Genomic DNA, 13320 nt, shown 5'->3' on the forward strand with positions numbered 1-13320 from the left:
ACCGCCATGACCCTCCCCTCACACGTACGCCTGGTGGAAGTCGGCCCGCGCGACGGATTGCAGAACGAAGCCCAGCCAATCAGCGTCGCCGACAAGGTGCGGTTGGTGGACGCCTTGAGCGCCGCCGGCCTTAGCTATATCGAGGTCGGCAGTTTCGTGTCGCCCAAATGGGTGCCGCAGATGGCCGGCTCCGCCGAGGTGTTCGCGCAGATCCAGCGCAAGCCAGGCGTGACCTATGGCGCGCTGGCGCCAAACCTGCGCGGTTTTGAAGATGCACTGGCGGCGGGGGTCAAGGAAGTCGCGGTCTTTGCGGCGGCGTCCGAAGCGTTTTCCCAACGCAATATCAACTGCTCCATCAGCGAGAGCCTGGAGCGGTTTGCGCCGATCATGGCCGCGGCCCGGCAGCACGGCGTCAGCGTGCGCGGGTATGTGTCGTGTGTGCTGGGTTGCCCCTACGAAGGGGATATTGCTGCGGAGCAGGTGGCGGCTGTCGCCCGCGAGCTGTACGCCATGGGCTGTTATGAAGTGTCCCTGGGCGACACGATCGGCACCGGCACGGCGGGCGCGACACGGCGGCTGTTCGAGGTGGTCGGCGCACAGGTGCCGCGCGACAAGCTCGCCGGGCATTTCCACGACACCTACGGCCAGGCGATCGCCAACATCTACGCCAGCCTGCTGGAAGGCATCCAGGTGTTCGACAGCTCTATCGCGGGCCTCGGCGGCTGCCCTTATGCCAAGGGCGCGAGCGGTAACGTCGCCACCGAAGATGTGGTGTACCTCCTCAATGGACTCGGGATCGACACCGGCATCGACCTGGAGCGCCTGATTGGCGCGGGCCAGCAGATCAGCCAGGTGCTGGGACGGGCAAGCGGATCGCGAGTGGCGAAGGCGCGTAACCTCGGTTGAGTAGCACAGCTGTGACAATGTGTTACCGCAGCCCGGCATAACGGGTAACGCGGGAACATAATCCGCCGCCCATCCAAAAAAATAGACCCTGGCAAAAAATCAAGTCATTGATTTTAAAGGATTTTAAAAACTTGGCACGGCTTCTGCTATCTCTATGGCATAACAAGAATAAAAAGCACCAAACCTAATAAAAATAAGACGAAACGACTCTGACATAACAAAAACAACACGGCAGAGACGCAGCTAACAGATTTTTTTGGAGAAGATGTGCTTTGCAGGGTACGGCGTGCCGAAACCCGCAACCGGTTAGAGAAAAATAAAACTACCTCAGGTAGCTACCCACTGGTTGGATCGTTTACGAAAAAGCAGATCAGCGCTCAAAAAAATACGTTTGCTCTTGACCCCGGATGGGGGTCGCCAAAACAGCGGTACGGGTCACGGCTACCAAAAACAACAACAGGCCGCCCCTCAATAATAAAAAAAGAGCACGCAACGACAAATTAAAGGGGACCTTCGGGTCCCATTTGTGCTTTCTGTGTGTTATTGCGAGAGTGTTTGCAACTCTTCGATTGAGATCTCGCGCATGCGGAATTTCTGGATCTTGCCCGTCACCGTCATCGGAAACGCGTCCACGAACTTGAAATGCCTGGGCATCTTGAAGTGGGCGATGCGGCCCTTGCACCAGGTTTGCAGTTCCAGCTCGCTCGCCACCTGCCCCGGGTGGAACTTGATCCAGGCGACGATTTCCTCACCGTAGCGTTCATCGGGGATACCGATGATCTGCACATCGGCCACGGCCGGATGGGTGAAGAAAAACTCCTCAAGCTCCCGTGGATATACGTTCTCGCCACCGCGAATGATCATGTCCTTGTTGCGCCCGACGATGCTCACATAACCGTGCTCGTCCATGGTCGCCAGGTCGCCGGTGTGCATCCATCCCTCCTCGTCGATGGCATCGCGGGTGCCTTCTGGGTTGTTCCAATAGCCGAGCATCACGCTGTAGCCGCGCGTGCATAGCTCGCCGATTTCACCGCGTGGCACGGTGTTGCCATCAGCGTCGATGATCCTGTTTTCCAGCTGCGGCTGGGTGCGACCTACGGTGGTCACGCGGCGCTCCAGATCGTCGTCGGCTCCGGTCTGCAACGACACCGGGCTGGTTTCGGTCATGCCATAGGCAATTTGCACTTCACTCATGTGCATTTCGTTGATGACCCGGCGCATCACTTCGATAGGGCACGTCGCCCCGGCCATGATCCCGGTACGCAGGCTGGATAAGTCGAACTCGGCGCGGCGTGGGTGATCAAGCATGGCGATAAACATGGTCGGCACGCCATACAGGCCGGTAGCGCGCTCTTCGGCGACGGCGGTCAGCGTCAGCAGGGGGTCGAAGCCGTCATTGGGATAGATCATGGTGGTGCCGTGGGTGATGCACCCCAGGTTACCCATCACCATGCCAAAACAGTGGTACAGCGGCACGGGAATGACTAAACGGTCCTGCGCGGCAAGCCCGAGGCTTTCGCCGACCATGTAGCCGTTATTGAGGATATTGTGGTGACTGAGGGTAGCGCCCTTGGGGAAGCCGGTGGTGCCGGAGGTGTATTGGATGTTCACGGGTTGGTCGAAGTGCAGGCTGGCCTGGCGACTGTGCAAGTGCCCGGGCGGAACATCGGTACCGAGCGCCGACAGTTGCGACCAGGGCATGAATGCGGGCGGCGGATTGGGGTCCAGGCTGATGAGGCCACGCAGGTCGGGCTTCAGCGCCTGGAGCATGGCGTGGTAATCGGAGGTCTTAAACGCACCGGCACACACCAGCCACTGGCAGCCGGATTGCTTGAGCACGTAGTCCAATTCACTACTGCGGTACGCCGGATTGATATTGACCAGGATCACCCCGAGTTTCGCGCTCGCCACCTGGCAGACCAGCCACTCGGCGCAATTGGGTGCCCAGATGCCCAGGCGGTCGCCGGTTTGCATGCCCAGGGCGAGAAACGCCCGTGCATGCAAATCAACCGTCTCGGCCAGCTCCCGCCAGGTGTAGCGCCGCTGTTGTTGGCGGACCACCAAGGCGTCGCCATCAGGATACTGCGCAGCGGTACGATCGAACGCCTCGCCAATGGTCATGGCCAGCAAGGCCTTGTCCTGGGAGCCACGGCTGTAGCTCGGATTCGGTTGATCCATAACGACCCCTGTTGTCTTTTTTGTAGGTTGACGTAAACGTAAACTACGATTGACAGCGCCGCAACGCAAGCTTACGTTAACGTAAAGGTCAGCGCCCTCCCCCGCGCGTTGCCTACACAACAACAAAAGCTCACATTAAGGTGCCTGTCCATGAGTTACCCGTCCCTGAACTTCGCCCTCGGCGAAACCATCGACATGCTGCGCGATCAGGTGCAGTCCTTCGTGGCCAAGGAAATCGCGCCCCGCGCAGCCCAGATCGATATCGACAACCTATTTCCCGCCGACCTGTGGCGCAAGTTCGGCGACATGGGCCTGCTGGGCATCACCGTGCCGGAGGAATACGGCGGCGCGGGCCTGGGTTACCTGGCGCATGTGGTGAGCATGGAAGAAATCAGCCGCGGCTCGGCCTCGGTGGCGTTGTCCTATGGCGCCCACTCCAACCTGTGCGTCAACCAGATCAACCGCAATGGCACCCACGCCCAGAAACTCAAGTACCTGCCCAAACTGATCAGCGGCGAGCACATCGGTGCCCTGGCCATGAGCGAGCCGAATGCCGGTTCCGACGTGGTGTCGATGAAACTGCGCGCCGACAAGCGCGGTGACGCCTACGTGCTCAACGGCAGCAAGACCTGGATCACCAACGGCCCCGACGCCCACACCTACGTGATCTACGCCAAGACCGACGTGGAAAAGGGCGCCCATGGCATCACCGCATTCATCGTCGAGCGTGACTGGACAGGCTTCAGCCGCAGCAGCAAGTTCGACAAGCTGGGCATGCGCGGCTCCAACACCTGCGAGCTGTTTTTCGATGACGTGCACGTCCCCGAGGAAAACATCCTCGGCGTGCTCAATGGCGGCGTCAAAGTGCTGATGAGCGGCCTCGATTACGAACGCGTGGTGCTCTCCGGCGGCCCCACCGGAATCATGCAGGCCTGCATGGACCTGATCGTGCCCTACATCCACGACCGCAAGCAGTTCGGCCAGAGCATCGGCGAGTTCCAGCTGATCCAGGGCAAGGTCGCCGATATGTACACCCAACTCAATGCCAGTCGCGCCTACCTCTACGCGGTGGCCCAGGCCTGCGAGCGCGGCGAGACCACGCGCAAGGACGCCGCCGGCGTGATCCTGTACAGCGCCGAACGCGCTACGCAAATGGCCCTTGATGCGATCCAGATCCTGGGCGGCAACGGCTACATCAATGAATTCCCCGCCGGGCGCCTGTTGCGTGATGCCAAGCTGTACGAAATCGGCGCCGGCACCAGTGAGATTCGGCGGATGTTGATCGGTCGCGAACTGTTCAACGAAACCCGCTGAAGGAGCTGCCCATGGCCACCCTGCATACCCAGCTCAACCCACGCTCGCCGGACTTCGTCGCCAACAGCGCGGCGATGCGCCGACAGGTCGACGCGCTGCACGCCCTGCTCGCCCAGGTACAACAAGGCGGCGGCGCCAAGGCCCAGGAACGCCACACCTCGCGCGGCAAACTGCTGCCACGCGAGCGTATCAATCGCTTGCTCGACCCGGGCTCGCCGTTCCTCGAATTAAGCCAACTGGCCGCCCATCAGATGTATGGCGAAGACGTGCCTGCCGCCGGCGTGATTGCCGGCATCGGCCGCGTGGAAGGCGTCGAGTGCATGATCGTCGCCAACGATGCAACCGTGAAAGGCGGCTCGTACTACCCGTTGACGGTCAAGAAGCACTTGCGCGCCCAGACCATCGCCGAGCAGAACCGCCTGCCGTGCATTTACCTGGTGGACTCCGGTGGTGCCAACCTGCCGCGCCAGGACGAAGTCTTCCCGGACCGCGAGCACTTCGGGCGGATCTTCTTCAACCAGGCGAATATGAGCGCTCAGGGCATCCCGCAGATCGCCGTGGTGATGGGCTCCTGCACCGCCGGTGGCGCCTATGTGCCGGCCATGGCCGACGAAGCGATCATGGTGCGCCAGCAGGCGACTATCTTCCTCGCCGGCCCGCCGCTGGTGAAGGCCGCCACCGGCGAAGTGGTCAGCGCCGAAGACCTCGGCGGTGCCGATGTGCACTGCAGGATTTCCGGCGTGGCCGATCACTATGCCGACAACGATGAACACGCCCTGGCCCTGGCCCGCCGCAGCGTGGCCAACCTCAATTGGCGCAAGCTGGGCGAGTTGCGCCAACGCACGCCCGTCGCGCCGTTGTACAGCGGCGAAGAGCTGTATGGCGTGATCCCGGCCGATGCCAAGCAGCCGTTCGACGTGCGCGAAGTGATTGCACGGCTGGTGGACGGTTCGGTGTTCGATGAGTTCAAGGCACTGTTCGGCACCACCCTGGTGTGCGGCTTTGCGCACCTGCACGGTTACCCGGTAGCGATCCTGGCCAACAACGGAATCCTGTTCGCCGAAGCCGCGCAAAAAGGCGCGCACTTTATCGAACTGGCCTGCCAGCGCGGGATTCCGTTGCTGTTCCTGCAGAACATCACCGGCTTCATGGTCGGCCAGAAATACGAAGCCGGCGGCATCGCCAAGCACGGCGCCAAACTGGTCACGGCGGTAGCCTGCGCCAAGGTGCCGAAGTTCACCGTGATCATCGGCGGCAGTTTCGGTGCCGGCAACTACGGCATGTGCGGTCGTGCCTATGACCCGCGCTTTTTGTGGATGTGGCCCAACGCACGCATCGGCGTGATGGGCGCCGAACAGGCCGCTGGCGTGCTGGTGCAGGTCAAGCGCGAGCAGGCCGAGCGCGCCGGCAACCCGTTCAGTGCGGAGGAAGAATCGGCGATCAAGCAGCCGATCCTCGACCAGTACGAAACCCAGGGCCATCCGTACTACTCCAGCGCACGCCTGTGGGATGACGGCGTCATCGACCCGTTGCAGACCCGCGACGTGCTGGCCCTGGCGCTGTCCGCCGCCCTCAATGCGCCTATCGAGCCGAGCCGCTTCGGCGTGTTCCGCATGTAACCTGTAGGAGCGAGCTCGCTCGCGAAAAACGTCCTGTCAACGCGTGCACCCTGGATACCCGCGTTATCGTTGACGACCTTCGCGAGCAAGCTTGCTCCTACAGGAGGCCTCTCATTTTCATGGAGCTTCTTGCATGAGCGATTTCAACACCCTTGAACTGATCACCGACAGCCGTGGCTTTGCCACGCTGTGGCTCAGTCGTGAAGCCAAGAACAACGCGTTCAACGCCCAGATGATCCGCGAACTGATCATCGCCCTCGACCACGTACAGGGCGACCCGTCCCTGCGGTTTCTGGTGGTGCGCGGGCGCGGCAAGCACTTCAGCGCCGGCGCCGACCTGGCCTGGATGCAGCAGTCGGCCGAGCTGGATTACCACATCAACCTGGACGACGCCCGTGAACTGGCCGAGTTGATGTACAACCTGGCCAAACTGAAAATCCCCACCCTGGCGGTGGTACAAGGCGCCGCTTACGGCGGCGCGCTGGGCTTGATCAGTTGCTGCGACATGGCGATCGGTGCCGATGACGCGCAGTTCTGTCTGTCGGAAGTGCGCATCGGCCTGGCACCGGCGGTGATCAGCCCATTCGTGGTGCAGGCCATCGGTGAACGCGCGGCCCGTCGCTATGCCTTGACGGCCGAGCGGTTCGACGGCCAGCGTGCGCGAGAGATCGGCCTGCTGGCGGAAAGCTACCCGCTCGAGACGTTGGACCAACGGATGGATGAGTGGATCGCCAACCTGCTGCACAACAGCCCGGCGGCGATGCGTTCGAGCAAAGACTTATTGCGTGAGGTGGGCAACGGTGCCCTGACCCCAGCGCTGCGGCGTTACTGTGAAAACGCCATCGCGCGTATCCGGGTCAGTGCCGAGGGCCAGGAAGGCTTGCGCGCTTTTCTGCAAAAACGCGCACCCAGCTGGCAAACCAAGGAGCCGCATCCATGAGTACACTGAATAGCGTGCTGGTGGCCAACCGTGGCGAAATTGCCTGCCGGGTCATGCGCACCGCCAAGGCGATGGGGCTGACCACGGTGGCTGTGCACAGTGCGATCGACCGTGATGCGCGGCACAGCCGCGAGGCGGATATTCGTGTCGACCTGGGCGGCAGCAAAGCCACTGACAGTTACCTGCAGATCGATAAACTGATCGCCGCCGCCCACGCCAGCGGCGCCCAGGCAATTCATCCGGGTTACGGTTTCCTGTCGGAAAACGCCGGGTTCGCCCGGGCCGTCGAGGCCGCGGGCTTGATCTTCCTCGGCCCGCCCGCCTCGGCCATTGACGCCATGGGCAGCAAGTCGGCGGCCAAGGCGCTGATGGAAACCGCCGGCGTGCCGCTGGTGCCGGGCTACCACGGCGAATCACAGGACCTGGAGACCTTCCGCGAAGCCTGTACGCGTATCGGTTATCCCGTACTGCTCAAGGCCACGGCCGGCGGCGGCGGCAAGGGCATGAAGGTGGTCGAGGATGTCAGCCAGCTGGCAGAAGCCCTGGCCTCCGCCCAGCGCGAGGCCCTGTCGTCATTCGGCAACGGGCAGATGCTGGTGGAGAAATACTTGCTCAAACCGCGCCATGTGGAAATCCAGGTATTTGCCGATCAACACGGCAATTGCCTGTACCTCAATGAGCGCGATTGCTCGATACAGCGGCGTCATCAAAAGGTCGTGGAAGAAGCCCCCGCGCCGGGACTCAGTGCCGAGCAACGCAGGGCCATGGGCGAAGCGGCGGTACGCGCGGCGCAGGCGATCGGTTATGTGGGCGCGGGGACGGTAGAGTTCCTGCTGGACGCTCGCGGCGAGTTTTTCTTCATGGAGATGAACACCCGCCTGCAGGTCGAGCATCCGGTCACCGAGGCGATTACCGGCCTCGACCTGGTGGCATGGCAGATCCGTGTCGCCCAGGGCGAGGTGCTGCCGATCACCCAGGCGCAGGTACCGCTGAGGGGGCATGCGATTGAGGTAAGGCTGTATGCCGAAGACCCGGCCAATGACTTCCTGCCCGCCACCGGACGGCTGGCGCTGTACCGAGAGTCCAGGCCAGGCGCCGGGCGGCGCGTGGACAGCGGCGTCGAGCAAGGTGACATTGTTTCGCCTTTCTACGACCCGATGCTCGGCAAGTTGATTGCCTGGGGCGAGGACCGTGAACAGGCGCGGCTGCGCTTGCTGAGCATGCTCGACGAATTTGTCGTGGGTGGGCTCAAGACCAACCTGGGCTTCCTGCGGCGCATCATTGGTCATCCGGCCTTTGCCGCGACCGAGCTGGATACCGGGTTTATTCCGCGCTATCAGGCTGATCTACTGCCGGTGGCCGGGGCGTTGAGCGATGAGTTCTGGCAGGCGGCAGCTTCGGCCTTTATGCAAACCTTGCCGACTGGTGACGACCCCTGGGCGGCGACCCAGGGCTTTCGCGCGGGACTGCCGGCGCAGGTTTCACTGCATTTGAGCTGTAATGGCCAGGATCGACTGGTCACGCTGGCCGGGCAATCCTCGCCACTCACAGGCGAGCAACTGGTCATCGAGCATCAGGGTATACGCCGCTCCCATCTGGCGGTGCGCACTGAAGACACGGTGTATTTGCGTTGGGATGGCGAGCTGCAGGCGATCAGCCTGTTCGACCCGATTGCGGCGGCCGAGGCCGGCCACACACCTCAAGGCGGCCTCACTGCGCCCATGAACGGCAGCATCGTGCGGGTGCTGGTGGACATCGGTCAACGCGTCGAAGCCGGTGCGCAACTGGTGGTACTTGAAGCGATGAAGATGGAACACAGCATCCGCGCGCCTGAGACGGGCGTGGTCAAGGCGCTGTTTTGCCAGGAGGGGGAAATGGTCGCCGAAGGTACTGCGCTGGTGGAACTGGAGCCGGCGGACTAGAACTTCGCCGTCGCTTGCACGACCACACCCAGGATGCGGCAGTCGTCGGTGAACAGCAATTTGGGGTAGGTGGGATTGAGCGGCACCAGGTAAAGCTGGCCGCTGTCTGCCTGCAACTGGCGAAAAGTGGCCTGGGGGTTGTCGAGCCATTGCACAACCACCAGCTTGCCGGGCTGCGCCTCGAGGGCCGGGTCTACCAGGATCAGCATGCCAGCGCTGATGCTCAGGCCACTGGGCGCGGTCATGGCGTCGCCGATCACCGGCAGCCAGAAGGCATCGCCGTGGGCGTGGTAATCGGTCAATTCAAAGCGTTCCGGCCCATAGCTGGCGCGTGCTTCACGCAGTTCGCACACACCGTTCCAGTCATTGACCGGGTAGCGAAAATACGGGTTGTAATGGTGCTCCAGTGCCGCCTGTGTATCCGCCCGCTCGCGAATCTCCAGCGCCACTTCGAGGTAGCCCAGCCCCAGTTCCGCCAGTACCCGGTTCATGTCGGCGATGCTCGGAACGCGGCGCTTGTTGAGCCAATGGCCTACGCCGCCCTGGGACATGCCCAGGCGCTCCGCCAGTTCATCCTGCGTGACCTTGCGGTCTTTCATGTTGGCTCGCACCAACGCTATCCAGTTATCCATGGCGCTGACAATACGTCGCGTATTTTCCAGGGCAATAAACAGTTTGTAGTAATCCATGAAACGACATAAATACGATACGTACTATCATCGATATAAGGTTTTCGACACCCACCCAGAGTACCGCCCCTTATGACGACGAGCCCGTATCACCTGCCTGAAATACCTGAAAACATTGAGCTGCACGACATGCGCTGCAGCGGCGCCGCACAGCGTGCGCTGGACTATTACTTGAAAGAAGAGATGTCTGCGCCTGCATCGGACGCAGCCTTTTTCACCCTCAAACCGGGCATCAGCCAGGAGGAAGCGCTGGTGCATGCCTCCGACCTGCTGCGCAGTGCCGCGGCAACCGCCTACGAGTCGGCGAGCAGCCATCAGGGCAATCAGCGTGACCTGGCCTTTTCAGTGGTTTATTTGATCGATATGGCGAAGGCGATGGTGGAGCGGTCGTTGCGAACGTCGGACGTTCAAGAAAACTCATGACGTGCGCGAGAAAAATATTTCTATCGTACGGATAAAAACATTTGACTCTCAAATGATAATGATTATTATTGGACCCAGCTGATCGCGAGATCAGTCGATAGACCAAGAGACCTTAGGTCGGACTCTTGGAATATCTCCTCATCAGGCTAATCACGGTTTTTGACCCGGCTCTTTGGCCGGGTCTTTTTTTTGCCAGTTGTTTCTGGCATGGCTTCAGGCTAATGAAGACTGTGTGTTGCTTGATGGCGCGGATGGTAGCAAAAGACTATTGCGAAAAGAAAGCCGCACCAACACTTCAAGCCATATCTCCGCGATTTAGCGCTTGAGAATCAATCTCATAGACCCTAAGCTGCGGCGGCGTCACGGATGACGCCCCCTCCCCCGTGCAACAATTTTGCTTCCAGACATTGCCTGCCGCCTGTGTAAGATAGCCGCCACATCTTCATATTCAGGCAACCAGACTATGACCGTGGCCTTGACGTCCATCAAAATCAGCACCGACTTCGACAGCGGCAATATCCAGGTCCTGGATGCCAGCGATGCCTACCAGTTGTTGCTGGCAATCAAACCCGACACACGCAGCCAACATTATCAGTGGTTCCACTTCAAGGCCGAAGGCATGCATGTGGGCCACACCCACACGTTTCGCCTGAGCAACGCGGGCGGGTCGTCCTACAAGCACGCATGGACTGGCTATAACGCCGTAGCGTCCTACGACCATGTCAATTGGTTCCGCGTGCCGTCACGCTTTGATGGCGAGATTCTGCATATCAGCCTGCAGACCCGGGAAAAGCACGCCTGGTTCGCCTACTTCGAACCCTATAGCCGTGAACGTCACGACTGGTTGATCGAGCAAGCCCTGAAGTACGCCGGCGTCAAGCTGCTGGCCACCGGTAAAAGTGTCGAAGGCCGCGATATCCAACTGCTGCGCCGTGGCAAAGGCGGCGAAGGCCGCCGCAAGGTCTGGATCATCGCCCAGCAGCACCCCGGCGAAAACATGGCCGAATGGTTTATGGAGGGGGTAATCGAACGCCTACAGCAGAGCGGTGATAGCGAGTTGAAAAAGCTCCTGGCCGTCGCCGACCTGTACCTGGTGCCCAACATGAACCCCGACGGCGCATTTCATGGCCACCTGCGTACCAACGCCATGGGCCAGGACCTCAACCGCGCCTGGCAGAGCGCCAGCCAGGAACTCAGCCCGGAAGTCCTGTTCGTGCAACAGCAGATGGAAAAATATGGCGTCGACCTGTTCCTCGATATCCATGGCGATGAAGAAATCCCCTACGTGTTCACCGCCGGCTGTGAAGGCAACCCCGGCTACAGCCCGCGTATCGAAGCCCTGGAAAAACACTTGCGCAGTCACCTGAGCCAACTGACTCGTGACTTTCAGACCACCCACGGCTACACCCGCGACCTGCCGGGCGAAGCCAATATGACCCTGGCTTGCAATGCGGTCGGTGAGAAATACGACTGCCTGTCACTGACCCTGGAGATGCCCTTCAAGGACAATGATGACGCGCCCAATCCGCAAACCGGTTGGTCAGGCGAGCGCTCCAGGCAATTGGGCAAGCACGTCCTGAGCAGCGTGGCCGATATCATCGACCACGTGCGTTGACTGTCAGCCAAAGCTGATCAGTGCCGGGTGCCGGTCATGCTTTGCAGCACGCCGTCTCGGCGGATCAACCCGTGAAAGAGCGCGGCCGCCAGGTGCACCAGCACCGTCAGGAACAGCAGGTAGGCGAGATAACCGTGGGCCTTGCGCAACAGGGCAAACAACGGCGCATTCGCCGACACCAATGCCGGCAGTTGTACGGAGCTGCTGAGCATCACCGGGTCACCGGCGGCCGATATCATTGCCCAGCCCAACAACGGCAACACCAGCATCAATCCATACAACACCACATGGGACGCCTTGGCCGCGAGTACTTGCCACAGCGGCAAGTCCGTCGGCAGCGGCGGTTGGCGCGTGGAAAAACGCACCACCAGGCGCACCACGACCAGCGCCAGGATGGCGATGCCCAGCGGCTTGTGCAGGTGAATCAGCCACTCGTGCCGCTCAGACACCGACGCCGCCAGGCCCGCGCCGATAAACAGCATGGCGATGATCATCAACGCCATCAGCCAGTGCAGCAAACGCGCCAGCGGGGCGAAAAATCGTGGTTGAACCTTCATGGCTTCGACTCCTGGGAGACACTGTGCAACGGACTGACTTCACCGGCACGGCGCAGGTATGAACTGGCATAGGCCGCCGAGCGTGCCGCCAGCAACGGGTCATTGGACGCCTCGATACCGCTGGGCAGAATCAGCGGGTCGAAGTTGATATCGCGGCAATCGCCGTCGGCTTGTGGCTGGCTGCTCTGCAACACCAGGGTGCCGGCGTTGACTACCTTGTGCGCACCGGTCCAGGTCTTGCTGGCGTCATCGAGCGGGTCGCCTGGGTTGGCCAGCGTCATGTTCAGCTGCCAATGCAGGGGCCCCGCAGCCAGGCGCTGCACCAGGTCTTTTTCCAGGAAATCGCCGCCCTCAGGCGCGGTATCGCCCGCTGCATCCTGGCTCTGTGGCACCACGGTCCAGCGCACGGCCTGGCGTTTGCCGTCGGCGCTCACCAGGTAAAACGCGTTGATGCCGTTATAGGTTTCGGTCGCGTAACTGGCCGATGGCCTGGCGGTTTTGACCCAGGCCAGAAACGCCGCCGTCTCCGGGTGGGCGGCAAAAAACGCCGGCATGCTCGCCGGGTTCGGCTTGCCGGTGGCCGGGTCCGGCGCGCCGGCCTTGAGCAACTGGTAGAACGCTTCGGGCGTACCCACCGGGAACACCGGCATGCTGTTCATCCCGGTGCGCCACTGCTGGCCGTTGGCCTGGCTGAACTGCACGGCAAAACTGCGGATCGGCACACTGCTGTCCGGCGCATAAGGGTTGCCGCTGGGCAAGGCGAACCGCCCGATCACCGGGGTTTTCGCCTCGTTGAACAACTGGGCGCTGGAGTAGGCACGCACTTCGGGACTGCTCTCGAAGTACCCGGCCACACACACGCCCTTGGCATGGTTACGCCGAAACCCCGGGTGCACACCGTTATTGGTTTCCAGGGCATTGACCAGGTTTTTTGGCCGCAGACGCTGTGGGTCGAGCGTGCCGTTGACGTAGGCAAATGCCCCGGCAACAACCGCAACCACGGCGCCGATACCCGCGAGTCGCGCGATCAGGCTAGCAGTGCTTAAAGGAGGACGAGGCGGTGGTGAGTGATCTACCATGAATGAACTCCAGGGCCAGAGGCCTCAGGGGGTGAAACATAAGGTCGGAGCATTGAGACGCACGCCGATAAACTCTAT

At 61.3% G+C, this 13320-nt stretch carries 11 protein-coding genes; 7 read left to right on the forward strand and 4 right to left on the reverse strand.

What is annotated here, in order from left to right; all coding sequences use genetic code 11:
- Positions 1 to 6 precede the first annotated feature (6 nt).
- Positions 7 to 906, forward strand: a complete 900-nt coding sequence (locus tag BOP93_RS16440) for a hydroxymethylglutaryl-CoA lyase (RefSeq protein WP_065896759.1) — start codon at positions 7 to 9, stop codon at positions 904 to 906.
- A 540-nt stretch (positions 907 to 1446) separates the two neighbouring features.
- Here BOP93_RS16440 and BOP93_RS16445 read toward each other — a convergent pair.
- Positions 1447 to 3084, reverse strand: a complete 1638-nt coding sequence (locus BOP93_RS16445) for an AMP-binding protein (RefSeq protein WP_104503462.1) — start codon at positions 3082 to 3084, stop codon at positions 1447 to 1449.
- 150 nt (positions 3085 to 3234) lie between these two features.
- On the opposite strand from BOP93_RS16445, the gene BOP93_RS16450 reads away from it, so the two are divergent.
- The 4 genes from BOP93_RS16450 to BOP93_RS16465 all read left to right on the forward strand — a co-directional run bounded on the left by BOP93_RS16450 (position 3235) and on the right by BOP93_RS16465 (position 8879).
- Positions 3235 to 4398 carry an isovaleryl-CoA dehydrogenase gene (locus BOP93_RS16450; RefSeq protein ID WP_065894891.1) on the forward strand — a complete coding sequence of 388 codons (1164 nt, stop codon included), beginning with the start codon at positions 3235 to 3237 and terminating at the stop codon, positions 4396 to 4398.
- Positions 4399 to 4409: 11 nt separating this feature from the next.
- Positions 4410 to 6017 carry a carboxyl transferase domain-containing protein gene (locus BOP93_RS16455; RefSeq protein ID WP_104503463.1) on the forward strand — a complete coding sequence of 536 codons (1608 nt, stop codon included), beginning with the start codon at positions 4410 to 4412 and terminating at the stop codon, positions 6015 to 6017.
- A 133-nt stretch (positions 6018 to 6150) separates the two neighbouring features.
- Positions 6151 to 6957 carry a gamma-carboxygeranoyl-CoA hydratase gene (locus BOP93_RS16460; RefSeq protein WP_104503464.1) on the forward strand — a complete coding sequence of 269 codons (807 nt, stop codon included), beginning with the start codon at positions 6151 to 6153 and terminating at the stop codon, positions 6955 to 6957.
- The gene (locus BOP93_RS16465; RefSeq protein ID WP_104503465.1) at positions 6954 to 8879 is read left to right on the forward strand and encodes an acetyl/propionyl/methylcrotonyl-CoA carboxylase subunit alpha; all 1926 of its coding nucleotides are present in this window, start codon (positions 6954 to 6956) and stop codon (positions 8877 to 8879) included. Before BOP93_RS16460 ends, BOP93_RS16465 begins: the two co-directional genes overlap by 4 nt.
- On the opposite strand, the gene BOP93_RS16470 is transcribed toward BOP93_RS16465, so the two are convergent.
- Positions 8876 to 9511 carry a LexA family protein gene (locus tag BOP93_RS16470; protein ID WP_104505304.1) on the reverse strand — a complete coding sequence of 212 codons (636 nt, stop codon included), beginning with the start codon at positions 9509 to 9511 and terminating at the stop codon, positions 8876 to 8878. The genes BOP93_RS16465 and BOP93_RS16470 overlap by 4 nt on opposite strands.
- 129 nt (positions 9512 to 9640) lie before the next feature.
- On the opposite strand from BOP93_RS16470, the gene BOP93_RS16475 reads away from it, so the two are divergent.
- Positions 9641 to 9991 carry a DUF6124 family protein gene (locus tag BOP93_RS16475; protein WP_104503466.1) on the forward strand — a complete coding sequence of 117 codons (351 nt, stop codon included), beginning with the start codon at positions 9641 to 9643 and terminating at the stop codon, positions 9989 to 9991.
- Positions 9992 to 10454: 463 nt separating this feature from the next.
- A complete protein-coding gene (locus BOP93_RS16480; RefSeq protein ID WP_104503467.1) occupies positions 10455 to 11606 on the forward strand; it encodes a M14 family metallopeptidase in 1152 nt (383 codons plus the stop codon).
- Between the two features lie 17 nt (positions 11607 to 11623).
- On the opposite strand, the gene BOP93_RS16485 is transcribed toward BOP93_RS16480, so the two are convergent.
- Both BOP93_RS16485 and BOP93_RS16490 read right to left on the reverse strand, forming a co-directional pair.
- A complete protein-coding gene (locus tag BOP93_RS16485) occupies positions 11624 to 12163 on the reverse strand; it encodes a cytochrome b (protein ID WP_104503468.1) in 540 nt (179 codons plus the stop codon).
- Positions 12160 to 13242: a catalase family peroxidase gene (locus tag BOP93_RS16490; RefSeq protein ID WP_104503469.1), complete on the reverse strand. Its 1083-nt coding sequence runs from the start codon at positions 13240 to 13242 to the stop codon at positions 12160 to 12162. Before BOP93_RS16490 ends, BOP93_RS16485 begins: the two co-directional genes overlap by 4 nt.
- Between the last annotated feature and the right edge of the window lie 78 nt (positions 13243 to 13320).

Source organism: Pseudomonas orientalis, assembly GCF_002934065.1.
Taxonomy (GTDB): Bacteria; Pseudomonadota; Gammaproteobacteria; order Pseudomonadales; family Pseudomonadaceae; genus Aquipseudomonas; species Aquipseudomonas orientalis_A.